This is a genomic window from Pseudolysinimonas sp. (assembly GCF_051954455.1).
Classification (GTDB): domain Bacteria; phylum Actinomycetota; class Actinomycetes; order Actinomycetales; family Microbacteriaceae; genus Pseudolysinimonas.
Genome location: NZ_JBQCHS010000013.1, coordinates 21,764 through 40,848, shown reverse-complemented (window position 1 = coordinate 40,848; position 19,085 = coordinate 21,764). Strand labels below are relative to the sequence as shown.

Here is a 19,085-nt window from a genome sequence, read left to right as displayed (position 1 = left end):
TCCATCGGGTAAGCGCGCCGTCGGAGGAGGCGCCGCTACTCCGCCGAGCGGTTCCGTCCCGCGCCCTTGGCGCGGTACATCGCCGCGTCCGCCCGGTCCAGGTTCTCGGCCGGGGATCGGTCGTGGTCGAGCGGGGCGATGCCGAAGGAGCCGGTGATCGTCACCGTCGGCCGGCCCGGCGTCTCGACCGGTCGCGCCACCGCCGCCAGGAGTCGCTCGGCGATCCGGGTCGCCTCGGCGACGCCGACGCCGCGGCACAGCAGGACGAACTCGTCGCCGCCGAGCCGCGCCACGACGTCGTCCGGCCGCGAGCTCTCGCGCAGCCGCTGGGCGACCGCCGTCAGCACGATGTCGCCGAACTCGTGGCCGTGGCTGTCGTTGATCGACTTGAAGCGGTCGAGGTCGACGAACAGCAGCGCCGCCCGCGCATCGTCCGCGACGGCGAGCTGGAGCTGCTCCGTGAGGTACCGCCGGTTGTGCAGCCCGGTGAGCGGGTCGAGCAGTGCCAGCCCCGCGAGCTCGGCGTCGGCGCGCCGCGCGAGCACGTCGCGCAGCTCGCGGCCTAGCTCGGTCGCGTCGGAGGCCGCGTCACCCCAGGGCAGCGACCGGCCGGAGACGCTCTGCTGCCACTCCGAGAACGAGTTGCGCGGCGACAGCGGGTCGGCCCGGTTGTCTTCGCCGAGGTCGCCGAGCCAGCGCACCACCTGGGCGGCCTCGCGCCGGAGGAAGAGCAGGCGGTCGTCGCCGCCGAGCGGCACGACGAGGAGCCCTGCGAAACCCGGCATGAGCCGGGCGAGATCCGGACGGTCGGCGGCCAGCGCGTCGGTGGCGACGGCGTCATCGCCGACCGCGTCGACGAGGGCGTCCCGGTCTCCGCCCGGCACGTCGCCGGCGACACGGACCATGCCGTCCACGCGGGCGATCACGCCCTCCGAGGGGATGAGGTCGCGCACTGTTCCGCGGCCGTCGAGGAGGGTCGCCAGCACGTCGCCCGACGCCATGAGCGGTGCCAGCAGCGCGGCCCGCCGCTCGCGCACGCGAAGGGTGCGGCTGAGTCGCTCGATCGATTCGAGCGCGACGATCTGGAGTGTGATCTGGCCGGCGAGCACCTCGAGCGCCCGGCGCAGCAGGATCGGCATACGGCGCTCGGTGCGGTGGGCGCAGGTGATCATCCCGATGAGACGCCCGTCGGAGATCATCGAGAGCGACACCGTGGTCGCCTGCCCCATGTTCCGCATGTACTGCAGATGGTGCGGCGAGACGGCGCGGAGCTCCGCCTGGCTGAGGTCGAGCGAGCTCGCGTCGCCCTCCAGGGCGAGCAGCGGCGTGCCCGGGTCGTCGGTGCTGACGATCGCGCGCGACAGCTTCGTGAGGTAGAGCTCGCGCGCCTGCACCGGGATGTCGGATGCCGGGAAGTGCAGGCCGGCGAACGACTCCATGTCGTCCGCCCTCGCCTCGGCGACGACCTCCCCGTGCCCGTCGTCGTAGAAGTGGTACATCATCACGCGGTCGTAGCCCGTGATCTCGCGCACCATCTCGACCGTTCGGCGTCGGATGGCGTCGACGTCGGAGAGCTGAGAGAGCTGCTGGATCGCGCCGACGACCGACAGGCGGGCGTAGTCGAGCGAGGTCACGGCCGGTTCGAGTTCGATGACGGCCCGGTCGCCGAGCTGGTGCGCGATGGCGTCGTAGGGCTCGCCGGCCAGCTCGACGCGCACGGGATCGATGTGCGCACCGGCGGCGACGGCCCACTCGAGGGTCTGGCTGCCGAGGTCGGCGACGTGGCGGCCGAGGAGGCTGCCGGCGTTCTCGCTCGCGACGGTGACCGTGCCCGAGACGGCGTCGACGCCGAGAAGGATCCCGTGCGACTGGATGCGGCCGGGAGTGCGGATGGCCTCCACCGAACATTCGGCGAGGCGCTGTCGCTCACTGACGGCGTGGAAATCGAGTGCGGCGTCGTCAGTCATGTGCTCCAACTTTGTATCAGGGCTGAAAACCCTGCGACACCCCTTGACCCGGTGTCCGCGAGCGACTATAGACGCATCCTCATCGGAACGGACTCAGTGCGGCCGGGGGTCAGGCATGTCTCTCGGGACGATCAAGCGCTGAGCCAGGCGCGCCAATCGGCGGGCAGGTTGGCGATGGTCATTCCCCGCTGCTCGTCGTCCGCAGCGGCGTACAGCTGGACGAGCGGCCACCGCTGCCCGCTCTCGTCGTGGTAGTCGAGGCGGAATAGGAGGTCCCGCCCCGCTGCCAGCTGGCGCTCGAGCCGGTGGAGGAGCCGGCCGAGGTACTCCTCGTCGGCGGGGAACATGGTGCCGTCCGCCGATTCGGTCGCGATGGTGTCGCCGCGCGATCCCGAGAAGTGGGCGCCACCACTCGCCGCGAACATCCGATCGCGTGTATCCAGCAGGCGGGCGACGCTGCCGGCCCAGCCGGCGACGTCCTTCGCGGTGGCGACGCTCCACGGGGGCGGGACAAAACGCTCGCGCTGCAGTCGCGGCACCGTCCTGTCCTCCGGATCCCGGAGCTTGACGGCGCGTGCGACCTCGCGCGCGACCAGCTCCAGTCGCGAGGCGTCGACCGCCACCTCGCCGAGGTGCTTCAGCACCACCTCGTTGGCGTGCCCGCTGCCCGCGAGCGGCCCCACGGCCTGCAACGTCATGGCCTCAGCCTCGCACCGTCCCCGGGTTCCGGCCAGGGCTTTGTGCCCCGTTCGGGGGCCCCGTACAATCGCGCGCCGAGCTAAGACAGTGATGGCCGGTGGAATCGATCCACCGGCCGTCACCGCTCCCAGTGAGGGACGACAACTAGACGCGCGTTCCGCGTCCGCTGATGAAGCGGACCAGCCACACGATGACCGCGATCACGAGCAGCACGATGCCGACCCAGAGCAGGAACTGCAGGGACTGCACGAACCCGCCCGTGAGCAGCAGGATGACCGCGATGATCGCGACGATGATCGCCAGGATGTTCATCTTCTTGACTCTCCCTCTCACGTCCGGCCGGGGCCGATCGGGTCGGGGGCCTCGCGTGGTACGACCTCCATGGTCCCGAGAGCGTGCGGTCGAGACGGTGCTTCTCCAGGCAACGACCAGGCGCTGTCAGTCGGCGTTCAGCCGCTGTCGGACCGCGACGAGCCTCAAGTCGTAGGCTCGGATCGCGGAGGTGGGCATGCCCGACGACCCGAAACGCATCGACCCCCGGTACGACCCGGCGTTCCAGCGCGGGTACCGGGGAGACGTCCGTACCCAGCCGCGAGGCGAGTCGGCGCTCCGCCGGACGCCGCCCGCGGATCCCCACCCGGCGCACGAGCGATCCGCCGCCACCTCTCCGGCTCCGGCGATGATCCCCGGGCCTCCCGCTCCCGCGCCGGTTCCGACCGCCGCGGAGCCGGTCGGAACGGCGGTCGTCCCGCACGCCTCCGAGCCGACCGTCCCGCCCGAGGTCTCGGCGACGCCGCGTGACGTCACCCGGAATCCCTTCTACCTCGCCGCCGGCGCGCTCGCCGTGCTCCTCATCGTCGGCGGTGCCGTGTGGCTCGGCCAGGGATTCGCGGCGATCGCCGACGGTCGCGCCGCGAGTGTCGTGGGCTACTACGCGGCCGCGACCATGACGGTCGGGGCGCCGCTCCTCATGGGCATCGGCGTGCTGATCATCGCCGGGCTGCTCTTCGTCCTGGCCCGGAGCTGGCGCCCGCGCGACGAGGCCTAAGCGCGGGGCTCGTCGGCCTGCGACGGTGGCTGTGGTGCGAGCGGTGCGGCCGGGCGGGTGCTGCGGAACGCCGCGATCAGGATGCGTGCGCAGCCGAGTGCCGTGAACGCGACCGCGATCACCAGCTGCAGGGTGAACCGGGGGTCGGCGATGGCGGCGAACACCTGCTGCCAGAACCGCCCGTCGACGAGCGCGTCGGCGACGCTGCGGCCCGTGACGTCCAGGTAGGAGGGGATCAGCTCCACCGCGAAACCGGAGATGTAGGCGAGCACCATGGTGGCCGCGGTGATGACGAGGACGGCGATCGCGCCGGTCCGGCTGAACGCCCCGTTGGAGCCGAGCCGGTAGAGGCGCAGCGCTCCCCAGGACACGCCGAACGCGACGATCGAGGCGACCAGGCCGAACGTCCAGAGCAGGTCCCACACCACGATCCCGGCGGGCAGGACGATGAGCGCGAGCGCGACGCCGCGCTGAACGTTCTCGGGCGGCGCGTCGAGCGATCCCGGCGCCGCCGGGGCCGCCGGGGGTGCGGGCTCCGGCTGCCGCCGCGAGGGCTCGGACGAGGTCATGCGCCCACCCTATGCCGGGCGGTCCTCAGCTCTGGCAGACGGGGCACCAGGTCACGACGCGCTCCTCGCCCTCACGACGGCCGAGCTCACCGCCGAGCAGGGTCGTGCCGCAGCGCCGGCACGGCTGGCCGGTGCGGCCGTACACCCAGCTGCGCCGACCCGGGCGCAGATCGCCGGTCGTCGACCGGGTGAAGCGGTCGCGGTTGGCCCGCAGCATCCGCCGGGCGAGCGCGACGAGCGCCGGCAGGTCGGCCACCTCGCCGATCGGGCGGGTCGGAAGGAGTCCGCGGACGAAGCAGAGCTCGTTGGCGTAGACGTTGCCGATGCCGGCGAGATTGCGCTGGTCGAGGATCGCGCCGAAGACGGTCTGCTCCGGCTCGGCGCGCAGCCGCCGCAGCGCCTCCTCCGGATCCCACGCGTGCGGGCCGGGACGCGTCGACGCCTCGGGGGCGAGGAGGTCGGGCCCCAGGTGGCCGACGACCGACTCCTCGTCGACGGTGGCGACCAGCTCGGTGACGCCGAGCTCGAACCCGATCGCGACGACGTCCGCGGCGCTCAGCACGGCGCGCGCCTGGAAGGCGGGGCGCGGCCAGCGCGCGCCGGGCGCGACGGTGCGCCAGGCTCCCTCCATCTTGAGGTGGGTGTGCAGGCTGAGGCCGCCGCTGAACCGGTGGAACAGGTGTTTGCCGACGCTCGCGACCTCGACGACCGTCTCGCCGGTCAGGTCGACGGTCGAGAACTGCGGCATCCGGACCTCGAAGCCGGTCAGCACCGAGCCCGCGAGTGCGCGGTTCTGCAGGAGCGCGGTGCGGTAGACGGTGTCGCCCTCGGGCATCCGATCAGCCCCGAAGCCGCAGGCCCTGCGGCGTCGCGGCGAACCCCGCCGCGATCAGCGCGTCGCCGAGCGGGGTGCCCATCGCGAAGGCGCCGTCGATCTTCTCGACGCGCATCCGGCCGCCGGTCGCGCGGACGGTGGCGGCGAGGGAGGAGGCGGCGGCGGATCGGCAGGCCGCGGTCCGCTCGGCGTCGTCGTGGGGCAGCAGGTCGAGCACCGTCTTGCCGCCGCGCTCGACGTAGAGCGCGAGCCCGCCGTCGACGAGCACGACGAGCGCACCGGCCTTCCGCCCCGGGCGGTGTCCTTCCATCTCCGGCCACGAGAGGGCGGCGCCGTACGGATTCGCCGGGTCGGTCGCGGCGAGGGTGATCGCGACCGGCGGCTCTCCGGAACCCGCGGACGGATCGTCCGGCTCCGCTGCGAACGCCCGCACGCGGTCGACGGTGGCGGGCGTCGCGAACTGGGCGGCGCCGAGCCCCTCGACGAAGTAGCCGCGGCGGGTCCGCCCGGTCTCCTCGAGGCCGGCGAGCACCTTGTAGGCGAGCGCGAAGCCGCCCGCCACGCCCTCGCTCTGCACCGCGCCGCGGGTCACGATCCCGTGCCGGTCGAGCAACTGCTCCGCGAGGGCGGCGGCACGCACCGTCGTCGCGGTCTCGGGCTGGGGGAGGAGGCTCCAGCGGCCCGCCACAGTCGGCGGCGCGGTCTGCGCGAGCGAGGCGGCGACCCGCGCGCGGGCGCGGTACTGCCGCCCGCGCGGCGTGCTGCGAGGACGGGTGGTCGTGGCGCCGAGGCGGGAGCGGAGCGGGGCGAGCGTGTCGTTCGTCACGAGCCCGGCCCAGACGAGATCCCAGAGAGCTCGGGCCACGTCGGTGTCGTCGGCCGGACCGTTCGCGGCGAGGGACTGCTGCTGCAGCTGCCGGAAGAAGAAGGCGCCGCCGCCGGTGAGCGCCAGCAGGATCCGGTCGTGCAGCTCCGTCATGCTGGCGAGCGGGGGCGCGTCGGGATCCGGCACCGGCAGCGTGAGCGGCGCGGTGTCGGCGAGGTGCAGCGCCAGCCACCCGTCACCCCCCGGCAGTTCGCCGCGGCCCGACCAGAGCACCTCGCCGGTGGTCGTGAGCTCGTCGAGCATCGCGGGCGAGAAGTCGCGCACCCGGCTCGGCAGGATGAGCGACTCCCACGCGGAGGCGGGGAGGGCGACGCCGCCGAGCTGATCGATCGCGGCGATGACGCCGTCGAGGCCGCGGAGGCCGGGCCGCGGCGATGCGCCGGCTTCGAGGGTGCCGACGTGCTGCCAGTCCGGCAGGAAGCGTCCGAGCGCGCGCTGGGGGACCGGCTCCACCTCGGACCGGAGGGCGGCCAGGGAGCGCGCCCGCAGCCGGCGGAGCACCTCCGCATCCACCCACTCGGTGCCGGTCGCGCCGGGCCGGAACTCGCCCTCCGCTGCGCGCCTGTCGGCCGCGAGCCGCCGGAGCGCGTCGGTCACGACGGCGACGCCGAGCCCGAGACGGGCGGCCGCGTCGCTCGCCGCGAACGGGCCGTGGGTGCGGACGTAGCGGCTGACGAGGTCGCCCACCGGGTCGGCGACGGGCTCGAGGAAGGCGGTCGGGACGCCGATCGGGAGCGGGACGCCGAGGGCGTCGCGGAGGCGCGACGCGTCCTCGATCACCGCCCAGCGCTCCTCACCCGCGATCGCGGCACGCAGGATGCGGTTCGCGCGGGCGAGATCGTCGAGGACCGGGACCGAGACGACGCCGTCGAGGGCGCGCGCCTCCAGCTCCGCGACCGTGAGCGGCCCCAGCATCCGCAGGAGGTCGACGAGTCCCTCGGCGTCCTTCGCGCGGCGCTCGGGCGCGAGCCGCTGCAGCTCGAGCTCGGTCTGCTCGATGACCTTCGGGTCGAGCAGCTCGCGGAGCTCGGCCCGGCCGAGCAGCTCGGCCAGCAGGGTCGGATCGAGCGAGAGCGCGGCCGCGCGGCGCTCGGCGAGCGGGGAGTCGCCCTCGTAGAGGAACGCGGCGACGTAGCCGAACAGCAGGGTGCGCGCGAAGGGCGACGGCACGTCGGTCTCGACCTCGACCATCCGCACCCGGTTGGCCGCGAGCTCCCGGGCGAGGGCGTCGAGGGCGGGCAGGTCGTAGACGTCCTGCAGGACCTCGCGCACCGTCTCGAGGATGATCGGGAAGCTCGGGTACTTGCGCGCCACCTCGAGCAGCTGCGCGCTGCGCTGTCGCTGCTGCCACAGGGGGGAGCGCCGGGTCGGGTTCATCCGCGGCAGGAGCAGCGCCCGCGCCGCCGACTCCCGGAACCGCGACGCGAACAGGGCCGAGCCGCCGACCTCGAGCGTCACGAGCTCGTCGAGCTCCTGCGGCTCGAAGAGGAAGAGCTCGGCGCCGGGCGGCTCCGCGTCGGTCTCGGGCAGCCGCACGACGATGCCGTCGTCGCCCGCCATGGCCGAGCCCTCCACGCCGAGGCGCTCGCGGATCCGCGCCGCGACCGCGAGCGCCCACGGCGAGTGCACCGGCATGCCGTACGGGGAGTGGAGGACGAGCCGCCAGTCGCCGAGCTCGTCGCGGAAGCGCTCGACGACGAGCGTCGTGTCGGTGGGGACGACGCCGGTCGCGTCCTTCTGCTCCTGCACGAAGCGGAGCAGGTTCGCCACCGCGTACTCATCGAGGCCGGCCGCGCGCAGCCGCTCGGCGACCGCGTCGGCCTTCCTGCCGGACGCGAGCAGCTCCGACGTGAAGGCGCCGATCGCCTTGCCGAGCTCCGCCGGCCTCCCGAGCCCGTCGCCCTTCCAGAACGGCACGCGCCCCGGCTGGCCGAACGCGGGGGAGACGAGCACCCGGTCGGAGGTGATCTCCTCGATCCGCCAGCTCGTCGCGCCGAGCGCGAAGACGTCGCCGACGCGCGACTCGTAGACCATCTCCTCGTCGAGCTCGCCGACGCGGCGCGCGCCCTCGTCCGCCCCGACGATGAAGACGCCGAACAGGCCGCGGTCGGGGATCGTGCCGCCCGAGGTGATCGCGAGCCGCTGCGAGCCGGGCCGGCCGGCGATCGTGTTGGCGACGCGGTCCCACACGATGCGGGGGCGGAGTTCCGCGAACTCGTCGCTCGGGTAGCGGCCCGCGAGGAGGTCGAGGGTCGCGTCGAACGCGGAGCGCGGCAGCGTGGCGAACGGGGCCGAGCGGCGCACCGTGTCGTACCACTCGTCGACGTCGACGCTCTGCCCGTCGGTACCGCCCAGGGCCGTCGCGGCGACGGTCTGCTGGGCGAGGATGTCGAGCGGGTTCTGCGGGATCGAGATCGCCTCGATGAGCCCGGCCGTCATCCGCTCGCTCGCGACCGTCGTGTGCAGCAGGTCGGCGCGGTGCTTCGGGAAGAGCACGCCCTTCGAGATCTCCCCGACCTGGTGACCCGCGCGGCCGACCCGCTGGAGGCCGCTCGCGACGCTCGGCGGCGACTCCACCTGGATGACGAGGTCGACGGCGCCCATGTCGATGCCGAGCTCGAGCGAACTCGTCGCGACGACGCAGCGCAGCCGCCCGGACTTGAGGTCGTCCTCGATGATCGCGCGCTGCTCCTTCGACACGGACCCGTGGTGGGCGCGGGCGAGCACCGGTGTCTCGGAGACCGCCGCCGCCACCCTGGCGGCCCCCGTGATGCCGGAGCCGCCGACGGCCTGCGCCGGGAACCCGGCCGGCGCCGCCCCGGTCAGCGACTCCTCGTACAGCTCGTTGATCGACGCCGTGAGCCGCTCCGCGAGCCGGCGCGAGTTCGCGAAGACGATGGTCGAGCGGTGCTGCAGGATCTCGTCGACGATCGCGCGGTCGACGTGCGGCCAGATCGAGCCGGCGCTCTGCAGCGCGCCCTCGTCGTCGTCGAGCGCCTCGTCCGTCTGGCGCGCCCCGAGCTCCGTCATGTCCTCGACCGGCACGACCACGCGCAGGTCGAACGTCTTCTGGATCGGCGGCTTGACGATGGAGACCGGCGCCGGTCCGCCGAGGAACCGCGCCACCTCCTCCACCGGCCGCACGGTCGCCGAGAGCCCGATGCGCTGCGCCGGCGCCTCGAGCATCGCGTCGAGCCGTTCCAGCGACACCGCGAGGTGGGCGCCGCGCTTCGTCGCCGCGACCGCGTGGATCTCATCGATGATCACCGTCTCGACCCCGGCGAGGGTCTCGCGCGCCGAACTCGTGAGCATGAGATAGAGCGACTCGGGTGTCGTGATGAGGATGTCCGGCGGCTCCCGCAGCAGCAGCCGGCGGTCGCCGGCGGGGGTGTCGCCCGAGCGCACGCCGACCGTGATCGGCGGCACCTCGGTGCCCATCCGCTTGGCGGTCTGGGTGATGCCGACGAGCGGCGCCCGGAGGTTCCGCTCGACGTCGACGCCGAGCGCCTTGAGCGGCGAGATGTAGAGGACCCGCGTGCGGTGCTTCCGCTCCGGCGGCGGCGGCGTCGCCGCGAGGCGGTCGAGCGACCACAGGAACGCCGACAGCGTCTTGCCGGAACCGGTGGGCGCCACCACGAGCGCGTGCCGTCCGGACGAGATCGCCTCCCACGCCCCGGCCTGCGCCGGCGTCGGCTCGCGGAACGCGCCTTCGAACCACGCCCGCGTGGCGGGCGAGAACGGATCGAGGGCGGAGGCCATCCCCATATCTTCCGACCGACCACCGTCGCGCCGCCGGGTTCTCAGCCCCGCTGCGGTGTCGGCGGCGATGTGTACGCTGTCCACATGGCGGCCACGGAGGCACCGGACGTCCCCGCCCGTTGGCGCGCCAACGTGGCGGTCTTCCTCGGCGGGCAGACGGTCTCGCTGTTCGGCTCGATGATCGTCCAGTACGCGGTCATGTGGTACGTGACGCTCGAGACGAAGTCCGGCTGGGCGCTCGCCCTCTACGCGCTCGCCGCGTTCGCACCGCAGGGGATCGTGTCGATCTTCGGCGGCACGCTCGCCGACCGGATCAACCGCCGGATCCTGGCATGGTCTCCGACGGCGTCATCGCGCTGACGACGCTCGCCCTCGCGCTCGTCATGATCTCGGGCATCACCGAGCTCGGGATCATCCTGCTGGCCGTCGGGGTGCGCTCGGTCGGCGCCGGGGTGCAGCAGCCGGCGGTGCAGGCGATGATCCCGCAGATCACGCCGCCGGATCAGCTCCTGCGGGTCAACGGGCTGTTCGGCACGGTGCAGTCGGCGATGACGCTCGTCGCGCCCGCCGCCGCGGGGCTCGTCTTCGGGCTGGTCGGGATCGTGCCCACGTTCTTCATCGACGTCGTCACCGCCGTCATCGGCATCGGCCTCATGGCGGTCGTGCGGGTGCCGTCGCTGCAGCGGATGACGGAGTCCACCACCGGCTACTTCGCCGACCTCGCCGACGGCCTGCGCTACGTCGGCGGGCACGGGGTCGTGCGGTGGCTGCTCGCCGTCTTCACGATCATCTTCCTGCTGACCGTCGCGCCGTCGTTCCTGACGCCGCTCATGATCGCGCGCTCGTTCGGCGACGAGCCGTGGATGCTCGCGGGGATGGAGATCGCGTTCGGCATCGGCATGACGCTCGGCGGGGTCGCGGTGTCGACGTTCCTCGCGAAGCGCAGCCGGCTCGGGCTCATCCTCGCCTCGACGTTCGGCTTCGCGATCCTCGACGTCGCGCTCGGATTCAGCCCGAACCTCTGGATCTTCTACGGCGTCATGTTCCTGTTCGGGCTCGTCGTGCCGGCGTTCTCGGCGCCCTTCATGACCCTCATCCAGGAGACCTCCGATCCGGAGAGGCTCGGCCGCGTGTTCTCCTACGTCGGCATCGTCATGGCGCTCGCGACGCCCATCGGCATGGTCGGGTTCGGTCCGCTCGCCGACGTCGTGAGCGTGCAGCTGCTGCTCGTGCTGGGCGGCGTCGCGACGGCGGCCGTCATGCTCATCGCAGTTCTCGTGCCGTCGGGGCGCGCCGCGATGCGGGCCGCGCGAGGCCCGGCGCCGGAGGGGCTGGACGCCGCGCCGGCCTAGTCGCGCTCGTCGGCCCCGCCGCCCAGCCGCTCGCGGAGGAAGGCGCCGGCATCCTCCGCCTCCCGCCGCGACACCGTGTGCCGCAGTCGCGGATAGAGCCGCGCGGTCGTCGTCGCGTGGGCGTCGAGCCACGCCGTCGTGCGGTCGATCGCGGACGGGCGGATCACGTCATCCATCCCGCCGCGCCCCCAGAAGACCGGCGGACGCCGCTCCCGCAGCTCGGCGTCGCGCTCGCGATCGCCGCGGACGGAGAAGCCGCCGAGGTTCACCGCGAACGCCACCCGGTCGGGATCGCGGCGGAGCAGCTCGAGCGCCATCGCGCCGCCCTGCGAGAACCCGCCCGCGCCGACGAGCGGCGGGGGCGGCAGGGTCGCGAGCCAGCCGAGCACGGCGTCGGCCGACGCGATCGCGTCCTCGGGTCGCGGATCGCCGCGCTCGTTGTCGGCGGCGAACCACGACCAGCGGTCGTCCTCGGGCCACGGCGCGCGCAGGTGGGCGATGACGTAGTCCTCGGGCCACGCCGCCGATGCGGCGACGAGCCGCTGCTCGCCGCTCACCCGGCCGTGCATCGCGAGCAGCAGCGGGCGGCCGAGCCGCGCCTCGGGCGAGGCGCTCCATCGGATCGCGTCGACGTCGAGCGCGACGGCCGGCGTCATCCCCGATGGGCCTCGACGAACGCGGCGGCGTCGGCGATCTCCTGCTCGGAGACCGCGTGCACGAGCCCCGGATAGGTGCGCTCCTCGAGCGCGGTCAGCGGGCGCGCCCACTCCACGAGCATGGTGTGCCAGGCCGCGGGGACCACGTCGTCGGACTCGCCCCAGCCGACGAAGAGCGGCGGGCGGCGGGCCGCGAGCGCGGTGTCGTCGCCGGTGCCGGGGAGGAATCCCGCGAGGCTCACCGCGTAGTCGAGCAGCTCCGGTCGGCGCCGCAGCACGTGCACCGTGATCGCGCCGCCCTGCGAGAAGCCGAGCAGACCGACCGAGGACGGCGCCGGCTGCGCCTCGATGAAGCGGATCACGGCATCCGCGGCGTCGTCGACCTGCGCCGGCAGCTCGGCCGTCTGCTCCGGCGGGAACCACGACCAGCCCGGCGGGAACGCGATCGGCGCGCGCACCGACCCGATCGCGAGGCCCTCGGGCAGCATCGGCACGATCGGCAGGAAGTCGTGCTCGTTCGCGCCCAGCCCGTGGAGGATGAGGAGGAGCGGGCGGCCCTCGCGATCGTCGCGGTTCCAGATGACGGCCGAGGCGTCGATCTCCATGTGTCGAGGCTAGCCCGCGCGAGCGGACACAATGGGGGCATGAGCTCCGTCGGCACCCCGGACCCGCCTCCCGACGACTTCGAGCCCCGCGAGCCGAACTCGGCGTGGCTGACCGATCAGGAGCTCGCCGACGTGCGTCGCCGGATCCCGATCCTGTACGTCGAGGCGGTGCCGGTGCGGGTCGACGGCCTCGGCGTCGTGACGAGCGTCGGGCTGCTGCTGCGCGCCAACGCGCACGGCGACATCACGCGCACGATCGTGAGCGGACGGGTCATGTTCGGCGAGACCCTGCGCGACGCCCTGTTCCGCCACCTCGAGAAGGACCTCGGGCCGATGGCGTTCCCGCAGCTGCCGGCGAGCCCGGTGCCGTTCCACGTCGCCGAGTACTTCCCGATCCCGGGGCTGAGCGCCTACGTCGACGAGCGCCAGCACGCCGTCGCGCTCGCCTACGTCGTGCCGATCACCGGCACCCTGGAGCCGCGTCAGGACGCGCTCGAGGTGTCGTGGCTGACGCCCGCCGAGGCGTCGAGCCCCGAGGTGCACGCCGAGCTGGAGGGAGGCCGCGGCACGCTGCTGCGCGCGGCGCTCGCCTCCGTCGGAGTGCTCGGCTAGGAGCGCCGAGATCGGCATCACGACGCCGGGCGGGCGCCGAGCAACCGATCGCGGCGTCGTGCGCCGCGCCGCGCCCGGCCGGCCGGGGCCTAGCGGGACGTGCCCGCCGGACGCCCGGCGCGGCGGCCGCCGCGACGCGGGTTGCCGGACGGAGCCGACTGGCCGCCGCCCGCGCGGGTCGAGCCGGAGCTCGCGCCGCCGCCGGACGACCACACGGGCGTGCTGCCGCCGCGGGTCGACGACTGGCCCGAGCGCGCCGCACCCGCGGACGATCCGGCAGCGCGACCCGAGCGATCGCGACGCGGACGGCCGGAGCCGGCGGGCTGCGCCGCGGCCTGGCCGTCGCGCGAGCGCTGCTGTGCGCCGCGCCCTCCGCCGGTGCCGCCGGCACGTGCCTCGCGATTCGCGCGCTTGCGCTGCGCATTGGCGCCGGTCGAGGCGCCGCCGCCACCCTGCGGACGCTGCTCGCGCGGCGCCGGGGTGACGTGAGCGGCGACCTCGCCGACGAGGGCGGTCACGGCCGCGTCGGAGGCGGTCACCCGCTGGATCGGCGCCGTGATGTCGGCGCGTCGGAGCAGCTGCTTGAGGTCGCCCTCCTGCGTCGGCAGGACGATCGTGACGACGTCGCCCGACGAGCCGGCTCGCGCGGTCCGGCCGCTGCGGTGGAGGTACGCCTTGTGCTCGGCCGGCGGATCGACGTGCACGACCAGCTCGACGTCGTCGACGTGCACGCCGCGCGCCGCGACGTCGGTCGCGACGAGCACGCGGATCTCGCCCGCGCCGAACGCCGCGAGGTTGCGCTCGCGGTGCGCCTGCGAGAGGTTGCCCTGCAGGTCGGCGGCCGGGATCCCGGACTCGGTGAGCGTGCGCGCCAGCTTCTTCGCCTGGTGCTTGGTGCGCATGAAGAGGATGCGACGGCCGGTGCCCGAGGCGAGCGCGCGCACGAGGTCGTTCTTGGCGGCGACGTCGGCCGCCCCGAACACGTGATGCGTCATGTCGACGACCGGCGAGGTCTCCTCGTCGACCTCGTGCCGCACGGGGCTGTGCAGGAAGCGGGCGACGAGCTTGTCGACGCCGCGGTCGAGCGTGGCGCTGAACAGCATCCGCTGCCCGTCGGCGGGGGTCGCGGCCATGATCCGCGTCACGCCGGGGAGGAAGCCGAGGTCGGCCATGTGGTCCGCCTCGTCGAGCACGGTGATCTCGATCGCGTCGAGGTGCGCCTGCTTCTGGCTCATGAGGTCCTCGAGGCGGCCCGGGCAGGCGACGACGATGTCCACGCCTGCCTTGAGCGCGGCGATCTGCCGGTTCGGCGAGACGCCGCCGAAGACCGTCGTCGTGGTGAGACCGTAGGCCGCGGCGAGCGGGGCGATGGTCGCCTCGATCTGGGTGGCGAGTTCGCGGGTCGGTGCGAGGACGAGGCCCAACGGACGGCCGGCGCGGCGCGCACCGCCGGCGAGGCGGGTGCCGAGACGGGCGACGAGCGGCAGCGCGAAGGCGAGCGTCTTGCCGGAGCCGGTGCGGCCCCGGCCGAGCACGTCGCGCCCCGCGAGGGAGTCGGGCAGCGTGTCGGCCTGGATCGGGAACGGGGTGGTCTTGCCCTCGGAGGTGAGCACCTCGAGGAGCGGATAGGGCACGCCGAGCGTGCCGAACGTGATGTCGGACATAGGAGTCGTACGGGTCTTTCGTGGGATGGGCGACGGCGCCGATGGGCGCAGAAGTTCGCCGCAGAGAAGATGTCAGCCGGGCCCTGAGCTGATGTCGACAGGCTCGATCAGCACACGGGCGGCGAGGGAAGCGTTCTACGACGCGGGCGGGCGCTGAGCTCCGCCGTCATCCACCGTATCAGTACGAGCCGAAATACAGCTCGCCGACGGGGATCTCGGCCGCGACCGTGTTGCCGGCGGGGGCGAGCGGGCACGCCCACGCGGGGTCGTAGGCGCACGACGGGTTGTACGCGAAGTTGAAGTCGATGACGAGCGTGTTCGCCGCCGGGTCGGAGCCGAGATCGGCGCCCTTGATGGTGTCGAGCAGGTAGCGCCCGCCGCCGTAGGTTCCGCCGTGCCGGCCCTTCAGGCCGTCCTTGACCGGCACGAAGAGGCCGCCGCCGTAGCCGGTGAGCCGCCAGACCTCCAACGACCCGACCTCCGGCACGCGCACGAGCCCGGCGCGCTCGAAGACGACCGTGCCGTCGGTGCCGGTCTCGAAGGCGAACCCGGTGGGGTCCGCCGGCTCGAGCTCGAGGGTGAAGCGCCACGCCGGATCGTAGTCGGCGACCGGGAGCCCGGTGAAGCCCGCGCGGTCCTCCGGCAGGAGCGGCGTGGCCGGGTGGTTCGCGAAGAGCGCGTCGCGTCCGTCGCGCCAGAGCCGGTGCGCCGTCGCCGGGTCGTCCTCGCGGCGCACCGTCTCGTAGAGCGCGAAGACCGTGCGGCGCCAGTCGACGACGTCGAGCGGGGTCATCGCGTGAACCGCGTCGCGAACGTCGGCGCCAGCTTCTTGAGCCGACCGCCGCGGTACTGCCAGAGCTCCCAGAGCGCCGGCCAGAACGGCACGGCCACCGGGCCGCGGAAGTCGAGCCGGTCGCGGTAGAGGGTCCGGCCGTCCTCGGTCGGCGACACGGCCATCCGGTGGCGCCAGAGCGTCAGCGGGGCGAGCGGTCCGGTGACCGGGTGGCCGGCGTCCTCGAGGATGCGGGTGTCGCCGCGCACCGTCCGCGACAGGTCGACGATCTGGTCGCCGAGCGGCACCAGGCCGGAGAACGAGGTGATCCGCAGGAGCGACGCCCCGTCGGGCCAGCGCTCGGGGAACACCGGCGGGTCGATCGGCTCGACGTTCGCGAAGGGGTGGAACACCTCCCGGAACACGTCGGGCGACTGCAGCGCCTCCCACGCGGCGTCGGGCGGGCAGTCGAGCACCAGCTTGAGGGCGACGCGCATGGCTCCAGCCTCCCACTGTCGGCGGTCGGCGGCATCATCCGGGCATGAGGTACTGGCTGGGTGTGGTGCAGCGCGAGCACGTCCTGCGCGGCGTCGCGCTCGGGATCGCGCAGACCAACCACGGCGCGAGGGCGGGCGTCGCGCGGATGCAGCCCGGCGACGGATTCGTCTACTACTCGCCGAAGACGAGCTACCCCCAGGGCGATCCGCTCCGCGAATTCACCGCGATCGGCCGCATCGCGCCGGGCGAGCCCTGGCAGTCGGAGGAAGGCGACTTCCGCCCCTGGCGACGCAAGGTCGACTACGACGGCGCCGCGGTCCCCGCCCCGATCGCGCCGCTCCTCGACGTGCTCGACCTCACCCGTGGCAACCCCAACTGGGGATTCCAGCTGCGCCGCGGCCACCTCGAGGTGACGCCGCATGACTTCGCCCTGATCGCCCGCGAGATGGGGGCGGATAGCCTGCTCGCGTGAGCGCGGCGTCCCAGACCTCCTACCAGGTGCGGTTCGACTGGGGCGCGCCCGGTCGCGACGCGATCGCGGTCGACGCCGACGCGGTCCTCTGGGTCGACCAGCTGGACGGCGCGGACGGATCCCGCACCCTCGAGGAGGCGGACGAGATCGCCGCGTGGGCGCTCGCCGAGCAGGAGCGGCTCGGCGGTCGCTTTCGCATCGCGGTGGTCGCCGCCGGAGCGGCACGCCCCGACGGGAGTTTGCGCTTCGCCGTCGAGGACCTCCTCGCCGCCGGCGCGATCATCGAGGCGATCGCCGGCGTCGGCATCGATCACCAGTCGCCCGAGGCCGCGGCGGCGGCGGCCGCCTACCGGGGCCTGCGCACCGCGACGCGGCATCTCGTCAGCGCCTCGGTCAGCGCCCGGGAGCTGCGCGCCGAGTAGCCTCGCGGCATGCCGAAGGACCGGGGATTGGTCACCTCCGCGATCGCTATCGTTGTCGCGTTGTCGATCGCGATCGTGCAATCGGCCGTGCATCTCGGCACCGGGGCGTGGCGGCCGATGCTCGACGGCGCGGCGACCTTCCTCGGGTTCGCTGCCCTCGCCGGTGCGATCAATCTGGCGCTCTTGTGGTGGGTGCGATCCGCGTCCCGCCGGGTGAAGCGCAAGCATCCGGAGGCCGACGTCTGGCTGATGTACGCCACGTCACAGACGAGGGCGGCGCTGCGCAGCGCCGGTCAGGCTGAGCCGATCGCGTTGGGGTGGGGTTTCGTCGGGGCTGATCGCAAGGGTTTCTTCCTGTGCTCGCGCGACGGTGCGGTCCTGCTCGGAGTCTGTTGGCCGCACGTGCTGGACGTGCAGCTCTCGATGAACTGGGTGTCGATCCTCGCGCCCGTCAAAGCGATCACCGCGACGATCGAGCGCCACGGACAGCGGACAGACATCCCGATCGGCCTCGGCCGCGCGGGCATCGGCGGGATCGGGCCTCTCCAGTGGGGGAGAGGCGGCGATCGCATGCTGGCGCGCTGGCAGGAGTTGCGGGAATCCCGCGAGGCCCCGGCGGGTTGACCCTCACATGGCTACCGCAACGCTGAACGGCACCGTCATCGCCGAGGCTCCGGCCGAGGACATCATCCACATCGAGGGCAACGCGTACTTCCCGCCCTCGAGCGTGAAGTCGGAGTTCCTCCAGGAGAGCCCGACGCCCTACACCTGCCCATGGAAGGGCGAGTGCCAGTACTTCTCCGTCAAGGACCCGGCCTCCGGCGAGCTGCTGCAGGACCGCGCCTGGAGCTACCCGACGCCGTATCCGACCGCGTTCGAGCGCGTCGGCAAGGACTTCTCCAATTACGTCGCGTTCTGGAAGGACGTCCAGGTCACGGAGTAGCGGCCTCCGCGCCGCCGTTCCGACGGCGGCGGACGATCCAGATCACGATCGCGGCGAGGAGGAGGAGCGCGGCGAGGATCGCGATCCCCGCGATGACCAACGGGCCTGCGTCCGCGGTCCGGGCGAGCGTCGCGGTCGGTGCTCCGACCTTCGGCTGCGCCGCGGAGCCGGATGCGGAGTCGGCGATGTCGACCGGCGCGCCGTCCGCGGTCACGGTGAGCGCGAGGGTCTTCAGCTGCGTCGCGGTGGACGCGGAACCTCCCGCCCCCCCGCGGGTGTCCGCCCCCGCGACGCCGCCCGCGCTGACGCCGCCGGTGGCGCTGTCGCCCATCCCGGTCGAGCAGGACGTGACGGTGAGCGATCCGCTCCGCGTCGTGCGAGGCGCGGCGTCGTCGCTGACGGCGACGCGGTACGACCCCGGCGCGAGCCCGGCGAACCGGACGCTGTGGGAACGGTCGTCGCCCCGCATGGAGACGACCGGCAGCTGCTGGCTCGAGCCGTCCGAGGTGAGCGCGACCTGGTAGCCGCGGCCGACGACCAGGTCGCCCAGATCCGCGGTGATCGGTGTCGTGCCCGTGCCGGACGTGCAGAGCGCGACGCTCGCGTCGAGGTCGATCGCGGAGGCGCAACCGGGGATCGTGATGTGCTGCGACGTCGAGAGCTCGTCATCCGACTGGTCGGTGACGCGGACGAGATAGTCGGTGCCCGCCACCAGACCGGAGAAGTGCTTGGTGACCTCGGGCTGGGTGCGGAACTGGAAGTGCGTCACCACGGCGCCGTCGGTCATCACCTCGACGAGGTAGGTCGTGCTGCGACGCAGCTCGCCGATCGTGAGGTCGAGACCCTGCTTCGCAGCTGATCCCGGGCTGATGCAGTTCGTGGCCGCGACCCGCAGCGATACCGGGTCGCACGGCGTCGTCGTGCCGCTCCACGTGGAGTCGGATCCGGTGCCCGACGAGAACGTGCGCCCGGCGCTGTCCGCGGCGAAGGAGTTGATCTGGATCGAGTATCGGTGCGCGACGCGGGGGTCGAACGCGTAGACGCCGGCGTAGCTGCCCGTGAAGACGCTCCAGTCGTCGCCGGACGCGTCCTTCTGGGCTGAGCCGTCGGTCTGGACCTCGCCGTCGACGACGACGCGGAGCTCGCCCTTGTCGGCGAAGCCCTGCGGCTTGACCGTGAGGGTCGAGCAGGTGGCCGAGACGCCGGGGGTCGCGGCGGAGGCGGCGACCGGGGCCGCGGAGGCGGCGGACGCGCCGGCGAGGGCCAGGGCGCCCGCGAGGGCGACGGTGACCAGGGCACCGGCGAACCGGGACATCGACATCATTC

The 19,085-nt window shown here is 73.4% G+C and carries 20 protein-coding genes; 8 read left to right on the top strand and 12 right to left on the bottom strand.

What is annotated here, in order from left to right; genetic code table 11:
* Positions 1-35: 35 nt before the first annotated feature.
* The 3 genes from ACTHM3_RS04985 to ACTHM3_RS04975 form a co-directional block, all read right to left on the bottom strand.
* The gene (locus tag ACTHM3_RS04985; RefSeq protein ID WP_440404997.1) at positions 36-1,967 is read right to left on the bottom strand and encodes a diguanylate cyclase domain-containing protein; all 1,932 of its coding nucleotides are present in this window, start codon (positions 1,965-1,967) and stop codon (positions 36-38) included.
* 131 nt (positions 1,968-2,098) lie between these two features.
* Positions 2,099-2,665 (bottom strand): hypothetical protein, encoded by a 567-nt coding sequence (locus ACTHM3_RS04980; protein WP_440404996.1) that lies wholly within the window; start codon positions 2,663-2,665, stop codon positions 2,099-2,101.
* 145 nt (positions 2,666-2,810) lie between these two features.
* Entirely contained in the window at positions 2,811-2,978 is a 168-nt protein-coding gene (locus tag ACTHM3_RS04975; RefSeq protein ID WP_440404995.1) for a hypothetical protein, read from the bottom strand.
* A gap of 196 nt (positions 2,979-3,174) precedes the next feature.
* On the opposite strand from ACTHM3_RS04975, the gene ACTHM3_RS04970 reads away from it, so the two are divergent.
* Positions 3,175-3,714: a hypothetical protein gene (locus ACTHM3_RS04970; RefSeq protein ID WP_440404994.1), complete on the top strand. Its 540-nt coding sequence runs from the start codon at positions 3,175-3,177 to the stop codon at positions 3,712-3,714.
* Here ACTHM3_RS04970 and ACTHM3_RS04965 read toward each other — a convergent pair.
* From ACTHM3_RS04965 to ACTHM3_RS04955, 3 genes are read right to left on the bottom strand one after another with little or no spacing between them, the layout of a single operon-like run.
* Entirely contained in the window at positions 3,711-4,283 is a 573-nt protein-coding gene (locus ACTHM3_RS04965) for a hypothetical protein (RefSeq protein ID WP_440404993.1), read from the bottom strand. The two genes, ACTHM3_RS04970 and ACTHM3_RS04965, sit on opposite strands and share 4 nt — an antisense overlap.
* A 25-nt stretch (positions 4,284-4,308) precedes the next feature.
* The gene (locus tag ACTHM3_RS04960) at positions 4,309-5,118 is read right to left on the bottom strand and encodes a DNA-formamidopyrimidine glycosylase family protein (RefSeq protein ID WP_440404992.1); all 810 of its coding nucleotides are present in this window, start codon (positions 5,116-5,118) and stop codon (positions 4,309-4,311) included.
* Positions 5,119-5,122: 4 nt separating this feature from the next.
* On the bottom strand, positions 5,123-9,763 hold the full coding sequence (locus tag ACTHM3_RS04955; RefSeq protein ID WP_440404991.1) for an ATP-dependent helicase: 4,641 nt from the start codon (positions 9,761-9,763) through the stop codon (positions 5,123-5,125).
* An 84-nt stretch (positions 9,764-9,847) separates the two neighbouring features.
* On the opposite strand from ACTHM3_RS04955, the gene ACTHM3_RS04950 reads away from it, so the two are divergent.
* Complete coding sequence (locus ACTHM3_RS04950; RefSeq protein ID WP_440404990.1) at positions 9,848-10,123, top strand: hypothetical protein; 276 nt, start codon at positions 9,848-9,850, stop codon at positions 10,121-10,123.
* Positions 10,096-11,115 carry an MFS transporter gene (locus ACTHM3_RS04945; protein WP_440404989.1) on the top strand — a complete coding sequence of 340 codons (1,020 nt, stop codon included), beginning with the start codon at positions 10,096-10,098 and terminating at the stop codon, positions 11,113-11,115. The genes ACTHM3_RS04950 and ACTHM3_RS04945 overlap by 28 nt, the downstream gene beginning before the upstream one ends.
* Here the strand turns inward: ACTHM3_RS04945 and ACTHM3_RS04940 are convergent.
* Both ACTHM3_RS04940 and ACTHM3_RS04935 read right to left on the bottom strand, forming a co-directional pair.
* Positions 11,112-11,771, bottom strand: a complete 660-nt coding sequence (locus ACTHM3_RS04940) for an alpha/beta hydrolase (protein ID WP_440404988.1) — start codon at positions 11,769-11,771, stop codon at positions 11,112-11,114. The two genes, ACTHM3_RS04945 and ACTHM3_RS04940, sit on opposite strands and share 4 nt — an antisense overlap.
* Positions 11,768-12,376: an alpha/beta hydrolase gene (locus ACTHM3_RS04935; protein WP_440404987.1), complete on the bottom strand. Its 609-nt coding sequence runs from the start codon at positions 12,374-12,376 to the stop codon at positions 11,768-11,770. Before ACTHM3_RS04935 ends, ACTHM3_RS04940 begins: the two co-directional genes overlap by 4 nt.
* A gap of 39 nt (positions 12,377-12,415) precedes the next feature.
* Here ACTHM3_RS04935 and ACTHM3_RS04930 point away from each other — a divergent pair, with 39 nt between their 5' ends.
* Complete coding sequence (locus ACTHM3_RS04930) at positions 12,416-12,988, top strand: NUDIX hydrolase family protein (protein ID WP_440404986.1); 573 nt, start codon at positions 12,416-12,418, stop codon at positions 12,986-12,988.
* Positions 12,989-13,077: 89 nt separating this feature from the next.
* Here the strand turns inward: ACTHM3_RS04930 and ACTHM3_RS04925 are convergent, their stop codons facing one another.
* The 3 genes from ACTHM3_RS04925 to ACTHM3_RS04915 all read right to left on the bottom strand — a co-directional run bounded on the left by ACTHM3_RS04925 (position 13,078) and on the right by ACTHM3_RS04915 (position 15,921).
* Positions 13,078-14,652, bottom strand: a complete 1,575-nt coding sequence (locus ACTHM3_RS04925; protein ID WP_440404985.1) for a DEAD/DEAH box helicase — start codon at positions 14,650-14,652, stop codon at positions 13,078-13,080.
* Positions 14,653-14,830: 178 nt separating this feature from the next.
* Positions 14,831-15,445 carry a DUF1684 domain-containing protein gene (locus tag ACTHM3_RS04920; RefSeq protein WP_440404984.1) on the bottom strand — a complete coding sequence of 205 codons (615 nt, stop codon included), beginning with the start codon at positions 15,443-15,445 and terminating at the stop codon, positions 14,831-14,833.
* Positions 15,442-15,921 (bottom strand): hypothetical protein, encoded by a 480-nt coding sequence (locus ACTHM3_RS04915; protein ID WP_440404983.1) that lies wholly within the window; start codon positions 15,919-15,921, stop codon positions 15,442-15,444. The genes ACTHM3_RS04920 and ACTHM3_RS04915 overlap by 4 nt, the downstream gene beginning before the upstream one ends.
* Before the next feature lie 44 nt (positions 15,922-15,965).
* On the opposite strand from ACTHM3_RS04915, the gene ACTHM3_RS04910 reads away from it, so the two are divergent.
* From ACTHM3_RS04910 to ACTHM3_RS04895, 4 genes are read left to right on the top strand one after another with little or no spacing between them, the layout of a single operon-like run.
* Positions 15,966-16,394: an EVE domain-containing protein gene (locus ACTHM3_RS04910; RefSeq protein WP_440404982.1), complete on the top strand. Its 429-nt coding sequence runs from the start codon at positions 15,966-15,968 to the stop codon at positions 16,392-16,394.
* The gene (locus ACTHM3_RS04905) at positions 16,391-16,816 is read left to right on the top strand and encodes a hypothetical protein (RefSeq protein WP_440404981.1); all 426 of its coding nucleotides are present in this window, start codon (positions 16,391-16,393) and stop codon (positions 16,814-16,816) included. Before ACTHM3_RS04910 ends, ACTHM3_RS04905 begins: the two co-directional genes overlap by 4 nt.
* A 9-nt stretch (positions 16,817-16,825) precedes the next feature.
* Entirely contained in the window at positions 16,826-17,440 is a 615-nt protein-coding gene (locus tag ACTHM3_RS04900; RefSeq protein WP_440404980.1) for a hypothetical protein, read from the top strand.
* A 7-nt stretch (positions 17,441-17,447) separates the two neighbouring features.
* Positions 17,448-17,759 carry a DUF427 domain-containing protein gene (locus ACTHM3_RS04895; protein ID WP_440404979.1) on the top strand — a complete coding sequence of 104 codons (312 nt, stop codon included), beginning with the start codon at positions 17,448-17,450 and terminating at the stop codon, positions 17,757-17,759.
* Here the strand turns inward: ACTHM3_RS04895 and ACTHM3_RS04890 are convergent.
* Positions 17,749-19,083 (bottom strand): hypothetical protein, encoded by a 1,335-nt coding sequence (locus ACTHM3_RS04890; RefSeq protein ID WP_440404978.1) that lies wholly within the window; start codon positions 19,081-19,083, stop codon positions 17,749-17,751. The two genes, ACTHM3_RS04895 and ACTHM3_RS04890, sit on opposite strands and share 11 nt — an antisense overlap.
* Between the last annotated feature and the right edge of the window lie 2 nt (positions 19,084-19,085).

What these genes read in the sequence shown, in the direction of transcription:
- ACTHM3_RS04985 (WP_440404997.1), bottom strand. Translation starts at nt 1,967, where the DNA reads ATGACTGACGACGCCGCACTCGATTTCCACGCCGTCAGTGAGCGACAG.
- ACTHM3_RS04980 (WP_440404996.1), bottom strand. Translation starts at nt 2,665, where the DNA reads ATGACGTTGCAGGCCGTGGGGCCGCTCGCGGGCAGCGGGCACGCCAAC.
- ACTHM3_RS04975 (WP_440404995.1), bottom strand. Translation starts at nt 2,978, where the DNA reads ATGAACATCCTGGCGATCATCGTCGCGATCATCGCGGTCATCCTGCTG.
- ACTHM3_RS04970 (WP_440404994.1), top strand. Translation starts at nt 3,175, where the DNA reads ATGCCCGACGACCCGAAACGCATCGACCCCCGGTACGACCCGGCGTTC.
- ACTHM3_RS04965 (WP_440404993.1), bottom strand. Translation starts at nt 4,283, where the DNA reads ATGACCTCGTCCGAGCCCTCGCGGCGGCAGCCGGAGCCCGCACCCCCG.
- ACTHM3_RS04960 (WP_440404992.1), bottom strand. Translation starts at nt 5,118, where the DNA reads ATGCCCGAGGGCGACACCGTCTACCGCACCGCGCTCCTGCAGAACCGC.
- ACTHM3_RS04955 (WP_440404991.1), bottom strand. Translation starts at nt 9,763, where the DNA reads ATGGCCTCCGCCCTCGATCCGTTCTCGCCCGCCACGCGGGCGTGGTTC.
- ACTHM3_RS04950 (WP_440404990.1), top strand. Translation starts at nt 9,848, where the DNA reads ATGGCGGCCACGGAGGCACCGGACGTCCCCGCCCGTTGGCGCGCCAAC.
- ACTHM3_RS04945 (WP_440404989.1), top strand. Translation starts at nt 10,096, where the DNA reads ATGGTCTCCGACGGCGTCATCGCGCTGACGACGCTCGCCCTCGCGCTC.
- ACTHM3_RS04940 (WP_440404988.1), bottom strand. Translation starts at nt 11,771, where the DNA reads ATGACGCCGGCCGTCGCGCTCGACGTCGACGCGATCCGATGGAGCGCC.
- ACTHM3_RS04935 (WP_440404987.1), bottom strand. Translation starts at nt 12,376, where the DNA reads ATGGAGATCGACGCCTCGGCCGTCATCTGGAACCGCGACGATCGCGAG.
- ACTHM3_RS04930 (WP_440404986.1), top strand. Translation starts at nt 12,416, where the DNA reads ATGAGCTCCGTCGGCACCCCGGACCCGCCTCCCGACGACTTCGAGCCC.
- ACTHM3_RS04925 (WP_440404985.1), bottom strand. Translation starts at nt 14,652, where the DNA reads ATGTCCGACATCACGTTCGGCACGCTCGGCGTGCCCTATCCGCTCCTC.
- ACTHM3_RS04920 (WP_440404984.1), bottom strand. Translation starts at nt 15,445, where the DNA reads ATGACCCCGCTCGACGTCGTCGACTGGCGCCGCACGGTCTTCGCGCTC.
- ACTHM3_RS04915 (WP_440404983.1), bottom strand. Translation starts at nt 15,921, where the DNA reads ATGCGCGTCGCCCTCAAGCTGGTGCTCGACTGCCCGCCCGACGCCGCG.
- ACTHM3_RS04910 (WP_440404982.1), top strand. Translation starts at nt 15,966, where the DNA reads ATGAGGTACTGGCTGGGTGTGGTGCAGCGCGAGCACGTCCTGCGCGGC.
- ACTHM3_RS04900 (WP_440404980.1), top strand. Translation starts at nt 16,826, where the DNA reads ATGCCGAAGGACCGGGGATTGGTCACCTCCGCGATCGCTATCGTTGTC.
- ACTHM3_RS04895 (WP_440404979.1), top strand. Translation starts at nt 17,448, where the DNA reads ATGGCTACCGCAACGCTGAACGGCACCGTCATCGCCGAGGCTCCGGCC.
- ACTHM3_RS04890 (WP_440404978.1), bottom strand. Translation starts at nt 19,083, where the DNA reads ATGATGTCGATGTCCCGGTTCGCCGGTGCCCTGGTCACCGTCGCCCTC.